This window comes from Coleofasciculus sp. FACHB-1120 (assembly GCF_014698845.1).
GTDB lineage: Bacteria > Cyanobacteriota > Cyanobacteriia > Cyanobacteriales > FACHB-T130 > FACHB-T130.
In genome coordinates, this window is the sequence record NZ_JACJTV010000003.1 from 61,374 (window position 1) to 85,887 (window position 24,514).

11 protein-coding genes are annotated in these 24,514 nt (G+C 46.1%); 6 read left to right on the forward strand and 5 right to left on the reverse strand.

Going from position 1 to position 24,514, the window contains the following annotated elements:
- Positions 1–3: 3 nt before the first annotated feature.
- A complete protein-coding gene (locus H6H02_RS04220; protein WP_190524603.1) occupies positions 4–546 on the reverse strand; it encodes a hypothetical protein in 543 nt (180 codons plus the stop codon).
- Positions 547–1,058: 512 nt separating this feature from the next.
- Between H6H02_RS04220 and H6H02_RS26985 the strand changes: the two genes are divergently transcribed.
- The 6 genes from H6H02_RS26985 (at position 1,059) to H6H02_RS04255 (ending at position 11,230) form a co-directional block, all read left to right on the forward strand.
- Positions 1,059–6,479: a CHAT domain-containing protein gene (locus H6H02_RS26985; RefSeq protein ID WP_242040558.1), complete on the forward strand. Its 5,421-nt coding sequence runs from the start codon at positions 1,059–1,061 to the stop codon at positions 6,477–6,479.
- A 371-nt stretch (positions 6,480–6,850) separates the two neighbouring features.
- Complete coding sequence (locus tag H6H02_RS04235; protein WP_190814978.1) at positions 6,851–7,294, forward strand: STAS domain-containing protein; 444 nt, start codon at positions 6,851–6,853, stop codon at positions 7,292–7,294.
- A 190-nt stretch (positions 7,295–7,484) separates the two neighbouring features.
- Positions 7,485–7,967, forward strand: coding sequence for a Fe-S cluster assembly sulfur transfer protein SufU (gene sufU / locus H6H02_RS04240; RefSeq protein ID WP_190815438.1), 483 nt, complete (start codon positions 7,485–7,487; stop codon positions 7,965–7,967).
- Between the two features lie 6 nt (positions 7,968–7,973).
- Positions 7,974–8,495: a Ycf51 family protein gene (locus H6H02_RS04245; protein WP_190814980.1), complete on the forward strand. Its 522-nt coding sequence runs from the start codon at positions 7,974–7,976 to the stop codon at positions 8,493–8,495.
- A 196-nt stretch (positions 8,496–8,691) separates the two neighbouring features.
- On the forward strand, positions 8,692–9,876 hold the full coding sequence (locus H6H02_RS04250) for an iron-containing alcohol dehydrogenase family protein (RefSeq protein WP_190814982.1): 1,185 nt from the start codon (positions 8,692–8,694) through the stop codon (positions 9,874–9,876).
- 136 nt (positions 9,877–10,012) lie between these two features.
- Positions 10,013–11,230, forward strand: coding sequence for an aspartate aminotransferase (locus tag H6H02_RS04255; protein WP_190814984.1), 1,218 nt, complete (start codon positions 10,013–10,015; stop codon positions 11,228–11,230).
- A 290-nt stretch (positions 11,231–11,520) separates the two neighbouring features.
- Here H6H02_RS04255 and H6H02_RS04260 read toward each other — a convergent pair whose 3' ends face one another.
- From H6H02_RS04260 to H6H02_RS04275, 4 genes are all read right to left on the reverse strand, one after another.
- On the reverse strand, positions 11,521–12,072 hold the full coding sequence (locus H6H02_RS04260; protein ID WP_190814985.1) for a hypothetical protein: 552 nt from the start codon (positions 12,070–12,072) through the stop codon (positions 11,521–11,523).
- A gap of 452 nt (positions 12,073–12,524) precedes the next feature.
- Positions 12,525–12,794, reverse strand: coding sequence for a ChaB family protein (locus tag H6H02_RS04265; protein ID WP_190814988.1), 270 nt, complete (start codon positions 12,792–12,794; stop codon positions 12,525–12,527).
- Between the two features lie 406 nt (positions 12,795–13,200).
- Positions 13,201–16,074: a right-handed parallel beta-helix repeat-containing protein gene (locus tag H6H02_RS04270; RefSeq protein ID WP_190814990.1), complete on the reverse strand. Its 2,874-nt coding sequence runs from the start codon at positions 16,072–16,074 to the stop codon at positions 13,201–13,203.
- A 111-nt stretch (positions 16,075–16,185) separates the two neighbouring features.
- Positions 16,186–24,504, reverse strand: coding sequence for an esterase-like activity of phytase family protein (locus H6H02_RS04275; protein WP_190814993.1), 8,319 nt, complete (start codon positions 24,502–24,504; stop codon positions 16,186–16,188).
- Positions 24,505–24,514 lie beyond the last annotated feature (10 nt).

The window sequence follows — 24,514 nt, forward strand, 5'->3', positions numbered from 1 at the left end:
CTTTTATCTGCGGGATAATCCCTGACCGCGATTGATATAGGTCTGGACATTCCGCAGTGCTTGGCTAGCATAATAATCGCCCGGACGCTGCTTCAATGCCCTTTGGAAATTAATCAGCGCGGTGTGATAATCGCCTTTCTTGGAAGCTTCGTAGCCAACTCTCATGTATTTGTCATAGTTTGTTGCTGCTGGGGCACTTGCTGGCGGTGGATCTTGCCCTTTTAAATAGTCTGTAATATTCCAGTAAGCAAGTGTGGCATAGCGGTCAGTTGGGCGTTCGGCAAGTGCTGACCGGAAGTAAGACAAAGCGGCTGGATAATCCTTTCTTTGCGTTGCTGCATACCCCAATCTCATGTACTGGTCATAAGCATATTCCGCTCCATAAGTCGGGGTTCCATCGGGAGCCTTCGTCGGTGTGGGAACCACAGTCTGTGTGGGTTGAGGAACGGCAACGGTCGTTGTCTGAGCTTGGGTTCGTTGGGCGGGGACAACGAAAGCGATCGCTAAGAAAGCGGGTAATATTTTTATCCAATTTGTTAGTTTCATAGTGTTTCTCTTTGGGGTTTTTTCCCTCTTTTGCACTTGGGGTATATGTTTATAGAATGCCAGCTTTTTTTTCTTTCTACCTCTGCCAGAGGTCAGGGTAAGTCCTGCGGCAGAGACACTCCTAGCGATAGAAATTTGCATCTGTTCGCTATTTTTTCAAGCTATTTGCGAACCATTAATTAACTTTCATGAACTCAAAAATAGATTTGCGGTTAGCGCTAACCGCAAATCTACCGATGGAACATCTTACATCTATTTAGAACTAGTAATTTTTCGTAATTGACTAGTTTTTATATAAAGATTTGATGAAGATTCCGTAAAGATACGTAAAAGATATCAGTATTTCTAAAATTTAATATTTATAATACTGTTCAAATTACTGAGAAAAGAAAAGGAAAATAAACATCTGCAAGCAAAATCAAGGGAATTATTAATTAAATGTTAAGGGTGATTCTTGCAGCAAAAAAAAATTTTAAGTTTCGCAAAATTAGATAATCCTGGGTGGGAATCCTATGAATACTGCGGTGAGAAGCATCCGTCGGCTGCTGATAGTTTTTCCTTGGGTAGGAGCGATTAATACCCAAGCAGTGCAGGGGCAATCCATTGTTCCAGCGAGTGACGGCACTGGCAGCAATGTTGTCCTTGACGGCGATCGCTTCGACATCGGCGGCGGACAGCAATCGGGAGCGAATCTTTTCCACAGCTTTGAGAAATTTGGACTAAACTCAAACCAGATTGCCAACTTTCTCTCCCAAGCAGAGATTCAGAATATTTTGGGTCGCGTTGTCGGTGGAGATGCCTCCATTATTAATGGACTGATTCAGGTAACAGGCGGGAATTCTAACCTCTTCTTGATGAATCCCGCAGGCATTATCTTCGGCGCAGGAGCCAGCCTCAACGTGTCTGCTTCCTTCACCGCGACAACAGCAACCGGAATTGGGATTGGCTCAAATTGGTTTAATGCAGCAGGATCTAACAACTACGCCGCACTGACGGGAAACCCCAACGCTTTTGCTTTTGCCACCAGTCAGCCAGGAGCCATTATCAACGCTGGCAACCTCAGCTTACAGCCGGGACAAAACTTCTTAACTTTGTTGGGCGGAACCGTCGTCAGTACCGGGCAACTCTCCGCACCAGGGGGTAACATTACCGTAGCTGCCATCCCTGGTGAAAGTGTCGTCCGCATCACTCAGCAAGGGCTGCTGCTAGGTTTGGATATTCAACCTTTGGCAACGGCAGACACTCAACCTGAAAACTGGACATTACCGATTCCCACATTACCTCAATTGCTGACAGGCGGGAATGTAAGCAATGCTACTGGAATGACAGTTAACAGCAACGGACAGGTAGAACTAACCGGATCTAGCATTGCGGTGGAAAACGGGGATGCCGTCGCCAAGAAAGTGACAGCCGAGTCAGCAAAGCTATCTGCCAACAACAATCTAACCTTAGTCGAAAGCCAGCTAAAGACAACGGGAAATATGCAATTGCTGGCGCAGGATACAGTACGAGTCCGAGACACTCAGGCGAATTCTGTTTTACTTCAGGCAGGAGGAGATTTACTGATTCAGGGCACTCTAGGTGTTGATATCTTTGCCTTAAATCATTCGGCAAGTGGTGTGGTTTCTGGTAAAAATACACTGTTGCGCTCTCCTAACCCAGTCATTGGTGATGCTCATTTCACAACTGGCGGCAGCTTCAAAATTGAGCAATTGGATGGAAGTGTGGGGAATCTATCGAGTCCTAACGACCCAATTATTCTGGCATCTGGAGATGTGACGCTAGGAGACTATGAGGGAGCTTCACTCCATATTTTGGCTAGAGGTAGCGTGACGCTGGGCAACGTCACAATTACTGGTACAGACTCAACAACAGATACGATTAATCCTAATAACCCCGATTCTTTCCTTGCCAGTTTAGCGGATGTCACCTTATCCAATGGGACGACGATAACAATTGATGGCAGCGCTAAACCTACGTTAGATATCCGAGCTGGAATCAATTGGGAGTTGTTAGGTGGCGCACCAACAAATAGCGTTATTCCACCTTCTGCATTCGATCCATCTATAAGCCCTAATTCGCAACCTGTTTTCGCTGGAACAACAACGGATGCGAGTATTGTAATCACTGGAGACATTAATATAACTGAGCCAGATGGAGTTATTCTTTTAACAAATCGCTATTCTTCTAACACTTCATCCAGCGGAGAGATCAAAGTTAACGGTTCTATTAACAATAAGAATTCAAATTTTTCGGATAATGTCGGTGCAGTTTTACTTGATTCACGAACAAGCATCTTCACAGAAGACATTAATACTGATGGTGATTCTGTAGGTTTATCTGCTATTGGAAACATTACATCAGGACATATCTTCACGGGTGGGCTTAGTGGCTCCGCTGACAGTGCTGTAGTTTTGTCTTCTACAGCAGGCAATATTGTGGTCAATAGCATTGATGCGGGCGGTGGGGGAATTGACATTACAGCCGCTGGTCTTTTCCAAGCTAAGAGTTATACTCTTCCTGAACCTTTTTTGGAAGCAGAGGTTAAACCCAAAAATGATCCAAAATTACTGAGTTTTCTTCAAGGTAAAAACGTTGATTTTGACCCAGAAAAAGAAATAACAGTATTTACACAAGATATCCCATCTAGTTTGCATGCTAGACCGAGTGACAACAAAACTAATGGGGAAATTAATGCCCCGATCAGTATCCGGTATGGAGGTGCAACTACAACCCTTGTATCAAAACAGTTTGATATATATAGTTTTGGAAGTTCAACGCCTAGTAGCAAAGGCAGCATTCTGATCAAAGGGGGAAATGGAGGTTTTAATTTGGGACCAGCGATCGCTATTAATAGCGAACCCTTTAAACCAAGCTCCAGCGATGATAGTTTTGATGATTTTGATGCCCAATTCCCATTTAGTTTGATCAAGAATGAAGTTTATACACCGCTTGTTTTTGGTTCAGATAAGTTTCCCAATAATGTTAGCGGTACTGTAGCAGCTATCACCGTTGGAGCTGGCAATAACAATCTGTTTTATGGGTCTACTCAAAATATCTCTTTTCCCCCAATCGCCCAAAACCCTAATCCCAATACAAATACCGGGACTAACACCAATACCAATAGTGGCACTGGTACTAACACGAATACTGGGATTGGCACTAATACGAATACTGGCACCAATATCGTCACTAACACGGCGAACGCTGGTAATGGTACCAATATCAGCCCTAACACAAATACTGGCACCAACATCGTCACTAACACGAATACTGTCTCTGGTACCGATACAAATACAGATAACGATACCGCTACTGCTGGATCTGACGACCTCACACCAGATATACAACTAATTGCGCTGAGAAATGACGCTTCTAACTCGCGCTTATCAGATTTGAGCGATCGCATTCTTGTCTTCGATAACAGCCTTAAAAGCAGCTCAGATGCACCTCACGCGAACCGGGTGACGCACAATAGCGATGGAACGCTGAAATTGTCAACGGCTGAAGCATCTGCTGTGTGCGCTGCACAACTGCAAGATCCGCGACGGCGAAATCTGCAACTACGAGATCCGCGTTGCTTGCAAGAAAAACCCACCGCATCAGTCGCATCAGCGCAAGATAGCCGTAAAGTGGCAGCAGATCGACTATTACAGCAAGGCTTTGAACAGTATCAGCCGAATCGGGTTGCACCTGCTGTCCAGTCTTGGCAACAGGCATTAAAAATCTACCAGGAACTCAAAGACGTTCCGGGGGAAGTTGCTGCCAGAGGTGTTCTGGGTGCGGCTTCTCTGGTTCAGGAAAACTATAAGGATGCGATCGCGCTCTTAGAGCCATTCTTGACGATGGAAGCGGGAAATGGCAATCCTACAGCTAAAGCACAAGCACTTTCAAATCTGGGAATTGCTTACAAAGCCGTAGGCAACTATGCAAGCGCGATCGTATCCCATCAGAAAGCTTTGACCATTATGCAGGAAGCCAAAGACCGTCAGGGAGAGGGTCAGGTTTCAGTCAATTTAGGCAATACTTACGAAGCTTTGGGTGAATATGACAAAGCAATTCAGTCTTATCAACAAAGTTTAACGATTGCGCGAGAAATTAAAGATCCCTCAGCAGAAGGGAGAGCATTAGGAAATTTGGGAGCAATTAACGCTAATTTGGGCAAGTCTCAGGAAGCCGTTCAGTCTTACGAACAGAGTTTAGCGATCGCGCAACAAATTAGCGATAAGGAAGGACAAGGAAGCACCCTATCCAACCTCGGATCTGCTTATCATGTTCAAGGCGAATTTACCAAAGCGCTCGATTATTATCAGCAGAGTTTAGCGATCGCAAAAGAAATTAGCAATCGCGAGTTACAGCACAAGGCACTCGGAAATTTAGGAATTGCTTATGAGGATTTAGGCGATTATCCCAAAGCGATTGAACATCACCAGAAGAGCTTAAAAATTGCGCGATTGCTGGGTGACAAACGAGGAGAGGCAGCAGCTCTCAATAATCTGGGACATACTCTATTTACTTCTCGCAAACTCCCAGAAGCCGAGAAAAACCTCCGCGATGCTGTTGAGGTTTTGGAATCTCTGCGACCAGGATTAAACGATCTCTATAATGTCTCAGTTTTTGATACGCAAGTCCTAACTTACAACCTATTGCAACAAATCCTGATTGCCCAGAATAAAGAAGATTCGGCTTTGGAAATTTCCGAAAGGGGACGCGCCCGTGCTTTTGTAGAGTTACTGCAACAGCGATTGTCCCCTGAAGCTTCGGCTCGATCTCAAACTAAATTAAACCCTCCGACAATCGCACAGATTAAAAGAATTGCCAAAGAACAAAATGCCACATTAGTTGAATATTCAATTGTTCCAGAAGAAGAATTTAAAGTTCAAGGTAAACTCAGAGGAAAGGCGTCGGAACTCTTTATTTGGGTAGTGCAGCCTACAGGGAAAGTGGCGTTTCGCCGAGTTGACTTAAAACCGTTACGGCAACAAAATAATTCTTTTGAAGATTTGCTCGCGAACAGCCGGATTTTAAATGGACCTAATCTTAGCAAAGGAGAAGCGGCTAGATCCCAACTGCATCAAGTGCTGATTCAGCCAATTGCTGATTTCCTGCCCAAAGATGCAAATTCTCCCGTAATATTTATTCCGCAAGGTGGGCTGTTTTTGCTGCCTTTCCCGGCTCTAAAAGCTCCCAATGGCAAATACTTAATCGAGCAGCACACAATTCTAACCGCTCCAGCCATTGAGATGCTAGACCTCACTCACCAACAACAGAAACGTCTAGAAAGGTTGTATAAAACATCTCCAGATAGCAAAAACGTCCTAGTAGTGGGCAATCCGACGATGCCCAGCATGCCCACCACTAAGGATGGACAAACGCCTCAGAAACTCGCACCGTTACCGGGTGCCGAACGGGAAGCGCTGACGATTGCTAAACTCTTAAACACTCAAGCGCTTATTGGTGACAAAGCAACCAAAGTTGAGATTGTGCAACAGATGCCCCAAGCGCGGGTAATTCATCTAGCGACGCACGGCTTACTGGATGATATTCAAGAATTAGGCATTCCCGGCGCGATCGCTCTGGCTCCATCCAAGAACGATAATGGATTCCTCACTGCTGGAGAAATCTTTGACTTGAAGCTAAATGCTGAACTTGTGGTGTTGAGTGCTTGTCACACGGGACGCGGCAAAATCACCGGCGATGGTGTTATCGGTTTGTCGCGATCGCTCATTTCATCAGGAGTCCCCAGCGCGATCGTTTCCCTGTGGGCGGTTCCTGACGAACCGACGACCCTTCTCATGACAGAGTTTTATCAAACTGTACAAAAAAATCCGAATAAAGCCCAGGCGTTGCGAAGCGCAATGTTAGTGACAATGAAACAATATCCAGATCCAGTCAACTGGGCGGCTTTCACCCTGATTGGGGAAGCACAGTAATAGTAATCAGCCCCTCTTAAAAAGCAACGGTGCAAGCACAAGTGACTTAATTTGCTCAAAGCACTCCCAGTCCTAGCAAGAACAGCCCCTTCCCTACGTCGCTTGCTTTCCCAAAGAGGTGGGAACGGAGAACAATATTCAAAGACTCTCTCCGTGTCGGAGAAAGGTGCGGGGAGGCTTAAAAAGCCGGATGCAAGGGGGATTTCTGCCTAAGTCCTCATAATATTACCTACTGAGCGATCGCGAGGACAACGCGAAACTTTGCATTCCCTTCACGTAACTTGTGCTGTCTTCATCAACTTCATACGGAAAATTACTGAGCTGAGGACTAATCTTTGTAAAGAACCAATTAGTCTACCTCAGCCACAACTATGGGTGCTTCTAGACTTATCAAGTTTTGGCGTTCGACCGTACTGTTTCCTGAATTTATTTGTTTCTCAGTAATTAAGCGCCAAAAGTCTTACCGTGAATTTGCTCAAGCCCAAAGAAACATAAAAGCCAGCCACCGGATTGTGATTCAGCCGCAAGGGGTTTTAAATCGCTGTAATGGCGCTTTCTTACAGCAATGGATTGTGAACAACGTCGTACTGGATGCCCCGGCTCTATGCGTGCTAGATATGACCTATATCAAGGGGGTGGATAGTTCGGGGCTATTTTCTTTGGTGGCAGGACTCAAAGCTGCCCGCAAACAGCAGTGCCATGTTGTAATTTGTAACTTGCAATCTTCCGTCAAAACACTTTTTGAAGTAGCGCAGCTTGAGGAAATGTTTGAGATTGAGGAAAGTTATGAAGCTGCCCTTGCCAAACTGGCTTGACGACTCCTTCATCAAGAGTGCCAACAACCGAACGATTGCAGGATATAAAGGCGCTTTAGCCTGAACTAGGCAGCTATAAATTTCATCTAAATTCAGCGTTGGGAAGTCAATGCTCAGCCTTCAGCCCTCCGGAAATCGAGCGACACTGATAGGATCGAGATGGATGAATATCGTCTTAATCAATCTCGCCATGACTTTGGGCAATCTACGCGACCTTTATCAACAGGTCATTTTAGAACACTACAAGAAGCCACGGCACAAGGGTAAAACCAATCCCGTGCATCGGTCTCAGAGGGGACACAATCCTTCTTGTGGCGATACCATTGAGCTGACATTGCAGATGAATGCAGCAGGCGACGCCATAGAAGATGTGAAATTTGAAGGAGAAGGCTGCGCGATCGCAATGGCTTCTGCTGACTTGATGGCGGATGCGTTGCGGGGAAAGAAAGTAGATGTAGCCCTGGAAATGGTGGAACGCTTTCAAAACATGATGAAAGGGGAGGCCGAGTTCCCCAAAGAGCAACGCAAGCTGAACGTGATGCAAGGCGTTTCTCAATTTCCAGTTCGGATCAAATGTGCTAACCTCACCTGGCATACTTTAAAAGCTGCCTTGGAATCACCCAATGGCAATCAGCCAAACGGGTTCGTCAGTAATGAAAAGGAAGACGCTTAAGTTGCCATGTTAACAACTACTTTTTTTCTAGAACTAGCCAAATGGTCAGCGGTTCTTACCATTGCCAGTGCGGTTGTAACCGTGTTGGGGTTTATTTTCAAATGGGGCATCCGGTTTCGATTGGTGGGTAGCACTGGGTTTATGGGTGTGCTAACAGCCGGTTTATTTTCTTTGAGTTTGGTACCGCTAACCCATACAGCAGTTCCAGGTTCGGTGCACTATAAGTTGGTTTATGACACCGGCGGGGCGGAAACAGTGGTTTCTGTACCGCCGATGATTTCCAACGCCCAATTAGATGCAACGATGCGTCAAGCTGCCAGCGACTTGTACTCTTATGGTCGTTTAGGTCGGGCAAAAGACAATTTACTGACCATTCGGGTACGTACCGTTATTCATCCTTCCCCTGGCGTTTCTAAACCGCTTTACTTGGGTGAGGTGAAGCGATCGCTCGCTATTCGCGATGATGAGCAGATTGATATCCAAGTCTTCCCAGAAAACCTGGCACAATTGCCAAAGTCTACCGCGTAATTACGGATCTTTCTCTACATTGGGATTTTCAGAGTCGAAGCGAGGCGGAGCCTAGAAACGAGTTCCTAGAAACGAGTGTTAAATAGGCTGCTGCCTCCCCCAATTACTACAGCAAAATTATTAGAGAAATTTGTTATAAATTCTTTCATAAGCAGTATTGAGCAATTACCTTCTTTAGACTAAAATGGTTGATTCTATGCCCAATCAATCCTTGCCAGAGTTGTCTACTCAAACCGCTCCTTCATTATTTTCACTGATGGTGGCTCCCGGTCGGGTGCTGCGCGGTCAGAAGGCGCTGGAACAAGCAGGAGAAGCGATCGCGACTTTTGGGCGGCGTCCCTTGGTTGTAGGGGGCGATCGCACACTGTCCGCTACGTTACCCCGATTGCAGCTTGCCCTCAAACAGCAAAAGACAGACATTGCCCAGGCATCGTACAGCCCAGATTGCAGTACGCGATCGCTTGAATCTCTGCGGAAAGCTGTCACCGACCATCAAGCTGACGTAATTATCGGCATTGGCGGTGGCAAAGCATTAGACACCGCAAAACTACTGGCTCATCAATGCCAGTTGCCAGTCGTCACAATTCCCACCTCAGGGGCGACCTGCGCTGCTTGGACAGCCCTTTCTAACGTCTATTCCGACGAAGGGGCATTTCTCTATGATGTCAGTCTCGATCGGTGCCCGGATTTGCTAGTGCTGGATTACGAGTTAATTCAGACTGCACCGCAACGCACCTTAATTGCCGGGATTGGCGACGCCTTGGCGAAGTGGTACGAAGCTTCTGTCAGCAGCGGTCACTCCGACCAAACTTTAATGATTGCCGCCGTGCAACAAGCGCGAGTCCTGCGGGATATTCTCTTCCAAAAAGCCGCAGCAGCGCTGAAAGAACCGGGCAGTGAAGTTTGGCGAGAGGTCGTAGATGCCTCAGTTTTGCTTGCCGGTGTCATTGGTGGTTTAGGTGGTGCCCAGTGCCGTACCGTCGCTGCCCACGCCGTCCACAATGGGTTGACCCATATCCCCGCTGCCCACAGTGCTATACATGGTGAGAAAGTCGCCTATGGCATTCTCGTCCAGTTGCGGTTAGAAGAAATGCTGCAAAGCAACCAACTTGCAGCAACTGCAAGGCAACAGTTATTGAAGTTTTACGCCGAAATTGGACTGCCTCAAACTTTGGATGATTTGGGTTTAGGAAATATTACACTCGGAGAATTTCGGCAAGCCGCTGAAATTGCCTGTGCCCCTAACTCTGATATCCATCGGCTACCCTTCCGGGTGGTGCCCGAACAGCTGATGGCGGCAATGGTGTCTACAACCGCACCCGTTGAAGTCGGGCGTCCAAATTTAGGGATGACCTCAGGGGGGAATAATCATGATGTTTGAATTTCAAAAATTGCAGGTTTAAACGATTGAAGGTTGAAGAATCTCAAAAGTTGAAAGTTTTAATCAACCTGCCAATCTCCAACCTGCAATCCTGCCTGTCAACCTGCTTTCCTTGCCAACTTTCCTGCCTTAACCAATGACGTTAGATTGGATTAGCCCAGCGGAACGCCTGCAATCACTGCCCCCTTATGTATTTGCCCGTCTGGATGAACTCAAAGCCAGGGCACGCGAACAAGGGCTGGATTTAATTGACTTGGGGATGGGGAATCCAGATGGCCCAGCGCCTCAGCCAGTCATAGACGCAGCGATCGCTGCGTTGCAAAATCCGACAAATCACGGCTACCCCCCCTTTGAAGGGACTCTCAGCTTCCGCCGTGCCATCACTAACTGGTACGGGCGTCGCTATAATGTTGACCTCGATCCAGATAGCGAAGCCTTGCCGCTACTCGGTTCTAAGGAAGGGCTGACTCACCTCGCCTTTGCATACATCAACCCAGGCGATGTGATTCTGGTACCCAGTCCCTCTTATCCACCCCATTTTCGCGGGCCAGCGATCGCTGGGGGTAAAATTCACCCGCTGATTCTAAAACCCGAAAATGACTGGTTGATCGATCTCGGTGACATTCCCGATGATGTCGCCCAACAAGCCAAGATTCTCTATTTCAACTATCCCAGCAATCCCACTGGCGCAACCGCACCCCGCGAGTTCTTCAAAGATATCGTTGCCTTTGCCAAGAAGCACGAAATCTTACTGGTGCATGATTTGTGCTACGCAGAACTAGCTTTTGATGGTTATCAACCAACCAGCTTGTTAGAAATTCCAGGGGCGAAGGAAATCGGCGTCGAGTTTCATACCCTGTCTAAAACTTACAACATGGCAGGCTGGCGTGTTGGCTTTGTCGTGGGCAACCAACACATCATTCAAGGGTTGCGGACACTCAAAACGAATCTGGATTATGGCATCTTTGCCGCCTTGCAATCTGCCGCCGAAACCGCCTTGCAACTTCCAGATGTTTATGTAAATCAAGTCTGCGATCGCTATCGCCGTCGCCGCGATTTTCTGATTGAGGGATTTGCTGAGTTGGGTTGGACGGTTCCCAAACCAAAAGCCACCATGTACCTGTGGGTTCCTTGTCCGGAGGGCATGACTTCAACAGATTTTGCCCTGTCTGTCTTGCAGCAGACAGGCGTGGTAGTAACTCCTGGAAATGCTTTTGGATCTGCTGGTGAGGGATATGTGCGGGTGAGTTTGATTGCTGAATGCGATCGCTTAGCAGAAGCTTTGCGGCGTTTCAAAGAAGCGAATATCCGCTATTCATCTGAAAATGAGGGCGCGTTTATTAAACAGGGATAAAACATCGAAGCTTGAATTTTTGGGTTTAATCTCAAATTAGGAAAATCAGCTATTTCAAAAATAGCCAGCGTTATCCTTTAGATAAATTTGTTTGTATAACAGCAAACTTTAATCAGAGATAAAATCCGTCTGATTTTCCACCGTTCCCCCCACCCCTCCCTGCCATTTTCTGCGGCTCCGGCTCCTCTCCCTGCTTGCGGGGAGGGGCTGGGGGAGGGGTGCAATATCAAAGGGAATTACAAGTCATCAACCGGAAACGATACGGTAGATGATTTTTTGTTTGCGCGCCCTTATTTCAAAGTAAAAGCTTTAGTTTCTGTTACCCTACCACCACCCACCTTGTCATAAATCGTCAGCGTAATTTGGTAAGTTCCTGGTTGAATTTTAGGAGTTGTATTAACAGTGCCATTGGGAGAGGCTGCCACATCATCTTTTAAAGCTGTATGTCCTTTTTCTCCAATTAGGCTCTTTTTTACCAAAATGACTTCACCCTTAGCATTTTTAACTTCCATATCCATATCTAGCCAGTTTTTCCCATCCTGACCTTTCTTAAATTTGCCAACATTCAGCAAGACTAGCTGAACATCTTCCCCTCTTTTATAAACTCCATCATTAACCGGCACAACTTTTTGATCGGCAGTTTTCCTGACCAAAAAAGATTTTTCAAATTTCAGTTGAGAAGAACTCGGTTTAGAGGTAGTTGCAGTCTGGGATGTAGGAGATTTTTGGGAAGGAGAACCCTGAGAAGTAGTAGATTTTTCATCTCCACCACAACCACTGACTAGCACCATTGAAAACAACACAAGACCTGTTAACAATAGACTATTGAATGTTTTTTTCATTATGTTCTACCTCCTTTTATTTTTTTGAACCTGGTTAATTGATCAAACATTGAGTTGAGGCAGTTAACACGGGTGAGCTAACTACAACCATAAGTTATCATAATTTATTCAAATTTATCTTTTGGGAGCAACCGCTTTAGCGGGTAGCAACACGAACAATTTGCCTTCAAGCGCCACTAAGGAAATTCTTTATTGAATGCACTCCGGTTTAACCCTACCCTGCGAACCCAATGGGAGAAGAATTAAATATTCTCTCCTCTCCGTTCACGGAGAGGGACTGGGAGTGAGGTTCCGTCTAATGGTGTTTATCTTTACATCGTTCGCTGCGCTTGAAACGGTTCATTTTACCGCAAATTAAGCTAAGCGTAGAGCTATAGGCAAAAGGCGGCCTGTGAAATTCACAGACCGCCTTCTATTGTCAATCAATCTAAACTATTGCTACTTAAAGGGGTTTAATTACCGCCAGACTGAACCGCAGCGCGGGTTACGGGATTTGAATTGTCTTCGTTGATCATTTCAGGAGTCCGCTCCCAGTTGCCATTTTCACCTTGCTGGTATTCGCTTTTGATGGTATTCCATGCAACCTTGCGGGCAGCTTCTTCGTCCATCCCGTCCTCGTGGGCACTCTTAAATGCAGCTTGGAAAATCTGCTGAGCAGCTTCAGGCAGTTCTTGTACTTCTGAAGGTAAGTTATTAACTTGTTGATCTGGTTGTTCGGTCATAAAGTACTCCTATTATCTTCGTCTGGGATCATCTTAGAAAGCCAGATGCACAAATTCCTCTTCCCTGGATGTAGTTATGGCTCCTCGATATACCTATCCGAGGCATTATCTTATGTAAATTAATTTTGTATTTATATATACAGAATCCTCCTGCAAATCATCGGCTGACAAATACAGATGACGAATACAGCGGTTGAGATCCCGGCTTTGAGAAAGAAGCGGGGGATCTCTCCTTCACGAATCCTTGAGGATTGCTATGCTTAAATAATTCGCGAACTCCTGTAGAGACAAGGGTTATCGCGTTTCTACGCTAAAGGCACTTCAATTCTCGAATCTCACCTTAGAAAGGGGAATCTGGGGATTCTGATATATAATCCGACAAAAGTGAATTGGTATCGTTTACCGACTAAGGGAAACCACAAGTTCCAGCCGGTACAGTGGTTTCAGACCAATTGCTGAGATCGCTGGCAGAGATATTATTTGTAGATAGCGTTTCCGTTTCTATCTGGATCGCTCCTCCAAAACTGTCATTTAAGAAAAAGTTGCCAATTGTATTATTGCGGGGTTGGAGACAAATCGTATCGCCAGAACCGCTGGTTATTGCTTCGAGATCCCCGATTGCACCGCCTGTTAAGGTGTTAAGCCGGACTCCGGCAAAGATTTTAGCGGTATCGTAGCTGTTGAGGGAAAGCCCGGTAAAAGTATTATCTATAATTTGATTTGATTCACTAAGGAATTGAAGTTGGGCATTTCCATTGATGCTGGTGAAAATTCCATAGAATCCATTTTTAGAAATTTGTTGATTGTTAGAAATATCGACTGTTCCTACCGCCGCATCGGAAAGTGCGATATTCACCCCATTGTCTTGATTTTCCGAAATAGTGCTATTGGTAATGTTGAAGGTTCCAGAGGTGTTATTGGAGAGAAGTATGCCAATTCCATAAAACCCGTTTTTAGAAATTTGAGTATTAGCAATATTAAACGTTCCGGTTGCGCTATCGTTTAGCTTAAGAGAAATCCCATCAAATTGATTTTCTGAGATTGTACTATCAGTAATATCAAATGTTCCAGAACTATTGGCTTCAAGTTCAATATTAATTCCGCTAAATTGATTTCCGGTTATTTGGTTATTAGTAAGATTGAAGCTTCCGGAGGCACTGTCAAACAGTTTTACCTCGACTCCGTCAGCAATAGTAGCTAAGCTGTTATTGTCAGCAATCGTATTCTCAGAAATATTAAAGGTTCCAGTCGCACTATTGCGAAGTTCAATATTGACGCCATCCCCCTCGTTAGCTAAAGCGCCATTGTTGATAATCGTGTTTTTGGCAAGAATTAGGTTAACTTGTCCCTGATTGTTGTTGAGAGAGAAGCCTTCCAAAGCAGAATTTGCGATCGCGTTGTCTTGAATTAGTATCTGCCCAGTCACGTTCTCAAGTAAGATCCCCTCACTGGCAGAATTCGAGATCGCGTTGTCTCGAATAATCGCATTGCTGATGTTGCTTCCAGCGATACCAGGGCCAGTAGTTGTGCTAATAGCGAAACCCGACAGCGTTGTGGTATTTCCCATCATGACCGTTCCTGTCACGTCTGCCAGTACCCCTGCATTAGACAAGGGTAATTGTAGATTGCCGAGTTCCACGGTATCTATACGCTGCACAGGGCCAGTTGAAAGCACTTGCACTTGGTCGGGAATCTTGAAAGCAGGAACTCCAGGATTTGTCCCTGGTTGCACGTAGACAATATCATTGGGTTGAGCCACAGCCAACGCTTCCACAACTGTTGCAGTTGGATTCTCAAACGTACCGTTTCCGGTTCCAATTCCTAAATTGACGTGCCGAAATCTCCACGGTTGTCCCGTCGCGGGATTCGTAACAAACACCGTATCTTGGACGCTGAAAGATTCAGATTCGGATTGTTCATCGACTACGATATTCGCGTTTCGGGTCACAGATTCCCCTAGACGCGCTAGAACCCGATCTTCTTTTCTTATCCCTCTGGGACGAGTGCCGGGAAAATTCGCCCCCACACTCAGCACCAAATTCGTGCCAAAAGTGCCATCATTTGAGAGCAAGAGTCCCAGCCTGAAAGTGTCAGTGGGACGCGCTTCCAACCGAGTGCGCCAGCCCAAAATCTCTGCACTGCCTGGGGCATCATAATAATAAAGTCCGGCATAGCCTCGAAGGTCGCCCGTTTGACCGATTTGGGTAATTTTCACGCCAGCTTCAACATCAAATCCTGCCATCGCCGCTTCAAAATTGCGATCGCGCCGAAGTTGTTGATTTCTAGTTTGACCCAAAAAATTACCTTGAAAGAAAGGGTCTGAAAACGATAAACCTGTAGAAAAAACCCTTTCTTGGGTCAGTTGGCGGGTATCTCCAACCGGAATGTAAGCATTCGCGCGAACATCCCAGTTTTCTCCTAAACTTTCAAATCCAGCACCAAGTTGATTAAAGTTGCTATTACCCGTGTCACGGGTATCGAAGCCCACATAGCCACCCAAGATTCGGTTATCTTTGGCACTATAAAAGCGATGTCCTAAAACAATATTGGTGCTTGTATGAGAGTCTTCTGTTGACAACAGCAACCTACCTTCTAAGAAAGTGAGGTTGCTGGAATTTTGCCATAAAGGAACAAAGCCTTCAAGGCTACCAAAAGAACTTTCGTAACCTACGCCGGGGCCAGTGATAAATTCAGCGCCAATTCGAGGCAAAAACTGCTGAAAACGGACTCGATCTGATTGTGGTGTCTGTTTGGTTTCGGCGCTAATCTCTGTTATAGAAGGTACGTTTTCCGGAGTTATTGTTTCTTGGAGTAACCCTGCTTCGTACAAAGTGCGGGGAGGTGTTTTTACTTCTGCTAAAGGTTGAGAGGCTTCGACCTCCAATGTCTCTGGAGAAGGTATGGTTTTGAGGCTAGATTCTGGTGTGGCGAGTGCAGTTTCCACGTTAGATGTTTGAGCCAGAAAACGCCCTTCTTTCAGCGTGTAAAAAGACGGCTTGGCTAAAGAATTCTGGTTCTCGAAGTTTAAGGTTTCGGGTTTTGGCACCTCTTGTGGGTGTTCTGCTACATCAAGGGTATCAACAAGGGATACCTCTAGAGTATTATTATTTAATTCAGGAATGCCATCAGGTAACTGGAGGATTTTAACGCCTGTAAAGTCTGTTGTCGAGCTTGATGCATTGGGTTTTGACTTAGTTGTTTGGGCGACGGCAGTTGAGGTTAGCGTTCCTAACAGTAGTAAAATTGTGTAGAAGTACGGTGTTGATGTTCTTAGAAGCATTTTTCTCCCCACTAAATTCTGTCTTAGCTTCAGGCTCGTATCCACAACAACTCATTGTCAACAGTTGCCAAATCAGCAGCTTTAAATATTAATTAAAGCTGCTTTGCCGTACTAGATACTTACAAAAGTAGAAGCGGCACTACTTATAAAAGTAGAAGCATTCACCCCAGCCAATATTGCCAGAGTCTGGCTATTGGAATTGTCAATAATACTGGTATTGCTACCTTGCTGAATAATCGACAACTGATTCAGTTTTAAACCTCCGGCTAAGCCAATGTAGTCTTGACCAATCTGGAAGTCGCGGATGATGTCAGTACCTCCCCCTATAGAAACGGCGAAGATATCGCGCCCCGCACCTCCGGTGAGGATATCGTTCCCCAAGCCTCCGTAGAGTCGGTCATCGCCCCCATCTCCCCAGATTTGGTCGCTGCCTGCCTCGCCGTACAGGGTATCATTACCGCCACAACCATTGATGCGATCGCTACCTGTCCCACCGTAGATCAGGTCATCCATCCCCATCGAACCCCCAGTTAATACGTTATTGTTGAGGTCGCCGATTAGGGTATCGTTACCGTCATTGCCGTAAATGTGGTCTTTTCCTAGTCCCCCTACAATCGTGTCATGACCGCCAAAGCCATTGATCCGGTCGTCTAAAGAGGTTCCTACTAAGGTTTCAGAAAGCCAAGTGCCGTTAATGACATTCAGGGGTGCAGTGTCATTGTCAATGTTGGCAATAGTGACATCTTGAGGGTTGAATCCGTTATATTTGGCGTCGGTGCTAATCGCAGCAGAAGTAACGATGTTGTAAGCAATATTGCTATCTACAAGTACATCGTCAATTCCTTTCACCGTAACGGTTTGAGCAATATTCCAATTGTTTTGAGTAAAGGTCAGTGATGGAGTGGAAACGCTGCCTTCCGTCGTATCGGAACTCGTTAAACCAAGGATGACGTTAGCCGTAGGTTGACTATTGAGTTTGACGGTAAAGGTGGCAGTCCCTGCCGCTTCAGTGGTGTTATTGGTGATGGGTGAAATCGTGAAGCCAGCCGTATCATTATCTAGGATGGTGCCGACGGCTTGATTATCGGCAATTTTGGCGTTGACGGGGTTGGAGAGGTTAACCAAAAAGGTTTCGTTCGCCTCATCCAGATTGTCACCAATGATAGGAACGGTAATGATTTGGCTGGTGACACCGGGGGCAAAATTTAAAGTACCTGCTTTGTTGGTATAGTCGCTGAGTGCGATCGCGCCACCGTTAGCAGTGGCATAATTGACTGCGATCTCTTGAGCGCTAGCATTGGAAAGAGTAACAGTAAAGTTAGCTAATTTAGTGCCGCTATTGCCTTCGGTGACGGTGACATCGCTGATACTGATGTTGGGGATGGCGATATCATCATTATTGATAGTGGCAACTCCGGTGCCTTTGACAATGGTGGCGTTGGTTGCAGCACTCAGATTAACGTTGAAAGTCTCGTTGTCTTCAAATTTGGTATCACCGTTAACTGCAACAGTAATAATCTGGCTAGTTTCCCCTGGTGCGAAGGTAATGGGAGTAACAGAAGCGATACCATTGTAATCGCCATCTACTGTAGTAGCCGTGCTGTCAGATGTGGCGTAATTTACTGTGACTGTTTCGCTACTTGCATTAGAAAGGCCAATCGTAAAGCTAGCGTTACTTGTGCCGTTGTTGCCTTCGTTTAGGGTGGTATCGCTGATGCTAATCTTTGGTTGCAGATCATCATTATTGATAGTGGCAACTCCGGTGCCTTTGACAATGGTGGCGTTGGTTGCAGCACTCAGATTAACGTTGAAAGTCTCGTTGGCTTCAAATTTAGTATCGCCGCTAACTGCAACATTGATAATCTTGCTAGTTTCCCCTGGTGCGAAGGTAATGGGAGTAACAGAAGCGATACTATTGTAATCGCCATCTACTGTAGTAGCTGAGCCGTCAGATGTGGTGTAATTTACTGTGACAGTTTCACTACTTTCATTAGAAAGACTAATTGTAAAGCTAGCGTTAGTTGTGCCGCTATTTCCTTCGGTTACGCTGACATCGTTGATGCTGATAGTAGGTTGATTGTCATCGTTAGTAATTGTGGCAACTCCGGTGCCTTTGGCAATGGTGGCGTTGGTTGCACCCGTGAGATTCACGTTGAAGGTTTCATTCGTCTCAAATTTATTATCACCATTGACAGCAACCGTGATAGTTTTGGTTATTTCTCCAGGGTTGAAGGTGATGGGTGTTGATGTAACGCTAGTATAATCGCCATCAAATGTAGTAGCTGTGCCGTCAGATGTGGCGTAATTTACTGTGACTGTTTCGCTACTTGCATTAGAAAGGCCAATCGTAAAGCTAGCGTTAGTTGGACCGCTATTTCCTTCAGTTACGCTGACATCGTTGATGCTGATAGTAGGTTGATTGTCATCGTTGACAACCGTTACCTGTGCTATGGCTGTAGTAATTTTAGAACTTGCTGGGGCATCCGTCAGGTTAGGATTACTTAACGTGACAGAAATATTTTCATCAAGCTCAAATGTTGTGTCACCCAAGACATCCAATGCAATCGTCTTTGTCGCCTCACCAGAGGCAAAATTAATAGTGCCAGAAAGAGTAGTTCCTCCACCGCTAACCAGAATATTGTTATAGTCAGTTGCAGAAGTAGCAGCCCCGCCAATTGCATAATCAACGCTACTCGCTACGCCTATTCCGCCGCTGCGTGTGACAGTAAAGGTAACGGTTTGCTTACCAGTGTCACCTTCAGTCAAAGTTGGGGAAGCAGTGGTAATCGCGTATTGAATCGTGTCGTTGGATGCGATCGCTACCGTAGCATTACTCTTAGCAGCATCAATGGTGTAACCTGCACCCGTCACCAAGTTTAGCCGCAGCGTTTCCGCTAACTCTGGCAAAGTATCATCAACAGCAGTAAGCGTAACATTGACAAAACTCTGCCCATCCGGAATCACCACCGATAAACCGCCGCTACTCAGCGTATAGTCATTTCCGCTAGCAGTGCTGCTACTATCAATAGCAAAATTCACTGTCAAATCGCCCGTTGTACCAGTTCGAGTAATCTGGTAAATGCCTGTATCTGTGCCAGATTCAGCAGCGGTAGCATCTATGGCATTAATACTGACGAGTGTAGTAACGGGTATCCCGGTGGAAAACTCGGAGGTGTTGTTGGAATTGGTTGCTGTTGCGGTAATAAAGTTACCCAACGCCACCGTCGTCGCCAAATTAGCCGTAAAGCTGCCATTGCCACTGGCATCAGTCGTTACATTGGTAAAGCCAAGGAATGTTTTACCTTCACCATTGCCAGACGCATCTAAGGCTGTGTTAGAGAAAAATTCTAGCCTGAATGTAGTGTTGGGGTTGCTGTTGAATGTTCCTGTAACTGTTGTGTTGGCACCATTGGCAGTTGCAGCAGTAAGTAGGGGGTAATTCTGAAGATTGTTCGCCCCCGCGTCACCATCTCCAACATCATTAGCGGTTACTCCATTAGTCCCTAAATCGATTCCTAAACCAGAGTTAGAGAAGATGGCGTTGGATAGGATGCCATTGTTAATAACAGTGCCGAAGTTGGTATCAACAAACACTCCATCGCCATTATTAAAGGCAATGGTATTGCCTGCGCCAGCCGTGGTTCCGCCAATCGTGTTGTTTTTAGCATCGCTTCTTACTACCACACCGTGCGAAGTGTTCCCTAAAGCACTAGTGCCATCTGCTTGGGTTCCAATGTAGTTGCCTTGTATCTGATTTCCTGTTGCCTCAGTACCTTGGATAGCAATACCCTCAACGTTGCCGGAAATAACATTACCCGCAGCCGCCGCTGTACCTCCAATGGTGTTGTTAGGGGCAGATACAGTGATACCTCTTAATGAATTTCCAATCGCCGCCGTTCCGGAAGCATTAGTGCCGATGTAGTTACCTAATACCTGAGTTCCCGTAGCAGTGTTGCCTGTAATCCAGATACCGTTACTGTTATTACCAGAAATAACATTACGTGCGCCTGCGATTGTCCCGCCGATAATGTTATTGGGTGCGTATTGAATTTCTATACCATTCTGAGTGTTACCTAAGTCGGCACTACCAGCAGCATTGGTGCCAATGTAGTTCCCTAATACCTGGTTTCCGGTAGAACCGACTTGACTAATGCTGACACCATGCTGATTATTGCCGGAGATGACGTTACGTGCGCCTGTTGTTGTCCCGCCAATGATGTTGTTGGTTCCTTGGATGCTGATACCGTTAGCACTATTACCCAAGTCAATATTGCCAGTAACATCAGTCCCGATGTAGTTACCTTGGATTTGATTCCCGCTACCAGCGACGATGACACCAAAACTATTACCGGAAATAATGTTGCGCGTTCCTGCCGTCGTTCCTCCGATGATATTGTTAGAGGAACCGTTGATAAACACTCCCCAGCCGGAGTTACCTGCAGCTGCATTACCCGCCGCATTAGTCCCAATAAAGTTGCCTGCAATAACATTATTGCTACCACCGCTTAACTCAATCCCATTCTGAAAACCATTAAAAATTAAGCCGCGGACTGTACTGTTACCCGCAGAGATTGTCAGTCCAGTACCCGTCCCACTTCCACTTAATTGAATAATGGGAGTACCAGAGAATCCAGGCTGAGTAGTGCCGTCAATAATTACCGAGTCGGTGATAATAGGGAAAGCTGACAGGGGTGTAATTGTTTGTAAGCCGCTGCCAATTTGAAACCCGATGGTATCGGTTCCACTAAAGGCGTTGGCGTTGATAATTGCTTGTCGTAATGAACCTTCGCCGCTATTGTTGGTGTTAATGACTACCGTGTCATTTTGCTGGATGGTGGCGGTTGCGGTATTTTGAGAAGATGCGATCGCATACGCCGCGTCAGCGACTAAATCTAACTTTAGTGTTTCAGCTGCCTCCGCTTGGATGTCGTCAACTGCGGTAAGAGTGACATCGAAAGACGGTTGTCCATCTAATAGGGTAACGGTGGCAATTCCATTCGAGATAGCGATCGCATTGCCGTTACTATCTTTTAGGGTGTAGTCACCGCTGCTGGCACTGTTGTTACTGACGGCAAATTTTACAGTTAAATTGCCCGTGGTGTTGCCAGTCCGAGTAATCTGGTAAGTTCCAGTATTTGCGCCCGCTTCTGCTGCATCAGCATCTATGGCGGTGATATTAATAACAATTGGCGTGTCGTTGTCATTATTAACTACAGCCACATCCGCTGGGTTGATGTTGTTGTATATAATGTCATTGCTAACTGTTGCCGCAGTGATGATGGAATAAGCGATATTGCCATCAACAATCGTGTCATCTACGCCAGTAATGGTGACAGTTTGAGGGATATTCCAGTTATTAGGAGTAAAAATTAGGGATGAAGTGGAGAGAGTCCCCTCCGTTGTATCCGAACTGGTTAAATTGATGGTGACATCGGCGGTAGGAATTGTGTTGAGTTTGACGGTAAAAGTCGCAGTTCCTCCAGCCTCTGTAGTCGTCAAATTTGTAATTGGAGTCACTGTGACACCAGGAGGCACAGGAAGCGAATTAGCAGCTTTGGGGGTTCCATAGATAGGATTCCCATTGGCATCGATGCCGTTGCGAGTCACGCCATCATTTCTGTGCCAATTGCTATCACTATCGGCGGCTAAAGGATTCGTCCGTTCCATTGTCAGGCGGACGGTGGGAGTACCTGTGACGTTCGCTCCAGCAGGCCATGAGCCGCCATTCCCATTGGCAGTGTCAATCACAACGCCATCTGGTGTTTTGAGTGTCAGTATCTCTCCAGCATTGCCTAGTCCGCCTGCATAGGTTAAATCAGCCGCAATGTCGTTAACGGTTGTATCAGCCGTGCGCTCTAATAGAAAATATCCACCAGGCGGAATCACTCCACTAAGGGTTTTATTAATGTCACCCCCATCCGTCAATGTCCAGCTACTCAAATCAATAGCATTACCAGTGGGATTGTAAAGTTCAATCCATTCGTCAGTGAAATTAGCTTGAGTTCCCATCCAGGCAACTTCGTTAATGACTACGTTTAACGGTGCGATGTTGGGATTGACGGTGATATCGAAAAACTTAATTACTGAAGTGTCTGCACCGTCGTTAGCAGTGCCGCCATTGTCCTGAACAGTGACACCAATCGTTGCAGTGGCACTACTGCCAAGGCTAGCAGAGGGTGTGTAGGTCAATTGACCCGTAGCACTAATGGTGGGTGCAACTTTGAATAGACTGGGGGTGCTATTGCTGACAATCTGGTAGCCGAGAACGGTTTGACTGGATTCGTTAGCCGGTCCCGGATTGAACTCGGTTGCCCATCCGGTGACGCTTTGCGTCCCTGTGCCTGCGGTGACAACTTGATTCGTTCCTGGGGTAAAGGTGGGAGCGTCGTTGACGGGATTAATAATGATGTCGGCTGTCTCAATCGCGGTGCTAAAGGATGATAAGCCACCAGTACCGCTAGAGGTGATATCCGCAGTACCGCCGTTAGTTCCGGTCGTTTGATCCCAGGCGCGGAAGGTAATGCCTGCGGTGACGGTGCCATTGTAGTTAAGGCTGGGGACAAAACGGATTCGGGTGTCAGCGTTTGCTGCTAGCAATTGTGCTGCGCTTTCTGATGGCGTGAAGGGTGCCCAAGAACTGCCCCCGTTGATTGAGAACTCCCAAGTGCCGTTGGTCTTATCTACACTCGTTACGGCGATTCCTTTAGCATCCCCAGTATCTAAATCTGTGACAGAAGTGGCAATAAGCGAGGAAATTAAGGTGCCTGGGTTGCTGGTGGGATCTTCGTTAATCGTTGTCAGGATGGGCGACCCGCTGTTATCTAGTACGGGGGCGCTATTAATTTCAAAAGAGGCGAACCGGGTGGGAATGCCAAAACCGGCACCAAAATTGTTGTCGCTGACAAGCACTAAAGAGCGTTTCCCATTAGGCAAAATGGGACCAAGCGTCATGCCTTCAAAATTGGTACCGAGTGGGAAGGTTGACAAATCAGCGACCAGAGTTTTTTGAACGGCTGTGATCCCCCCAAGACCGGAAGCAATCAAACCGTTATTGTTTTGAATATTGGTCGCTCCTTGCAGAGACACTTGATACAGCTTGCCAAATCCCAAAGAGACATCACGGTCTATAGCGAGTAAGGTATTTTGATCCAGTGCCAATAGTTCAGAAATACCATTTCCAGCGTCAGTGTTGTAGAGAAATTCTCCATCTACTGAACCTGTGGACAAGTTGTATCTCACGATGCGAGAAGGGCTGCCAGTACTGTTTGTTGGCGCAGAACCATCTTGTTCTAAAGCAACTTCCGTCCCTGTAAATAAAACTTGCTGGTCAGGCGTAATCGTTAAGCTTTCAAAAGCTTTATTATCGCGAACACCTTGAGTTGTGTCTGTTGATACCTCAAATTTAGGGCTAGGAATAGGTAGCGAGGAATTTTGATTTCCTGTTGTTAAGTTGAACTGATTGATAAAGGGCTGTGTGTTTGTAGAAAATATTCCTTCTGAAGAAATGAAGGCATTCCCACCGCTAGTAAGGGCGATGCCTTCTGTATCAGAAATGTTCGTAACAAAAGGGGTACCATTTGAGTTTTTCAAGGTTGTAACGCCTATGAAATCAACTCCTAATGAACCTGACGTTAGATCGATGTTGAGGGTGTAGAAGCGAACCGCGCCGTCACCATCATTTTTGGCATCGGAGATAGCGTAGTAAGTATTGGTAGCAGCATTGTAAGTAATGCCTGATACCCCCCCGACTGTGGTTCCTGAATAGTTGTAATTTGACTCAAAAGTTGATTCCCCAATCAACTTGAAAATTTCTAAAACTGAGGTATATTCCTGCATGACTGAGGAATGGAATACTAAGGGTGTTTTAACTGACCCAGTTTTGACTCCGAGATGCCAGTCACCGCCTAACGTTGCATTGCCAGTAAGATTTTTGGAAGCTGCAATATTTGCCCCTGTCAGCTGGCTTAACTTTTCTACAAAGGCAACACCAGACGCACCGGCTGCCACATTGCAGCCATATAGAAGAATATCGGCGTCAGGTATGAGTGCAGATTTCCACTGCTGCAAAAAGCGGGTGTAGGTTTCTAGAGTATCTGCATTGAGCTGGGTTGACCCTAGTTGCAAGCAGCCTTCTTTCCCGTGGGAGACAATATGAATTGCTTTGATGTTGGTGCAATCCTTCAGCACCTCTGCAATCTGCGTTACTCCATCCCGCTTAGGGTTGAGGATAACGATTTCAGTTCCTGGTTTGACTCCTGCTGTAAGACACTGGTAATTTTCAACAGTCCCGTCAATGAAGACGATCTCTTTTTTGGAGAAAGTCTGAATAGGAGAAGTTGCTGCTGTGTAGAAGTCTCCACTTCTAAGGCTGTCGAGAGAGCGATCTAGTTGTTGATTTAAATTGGATGAGCGATCGCACAGGTCTTGCATGATTAATTTT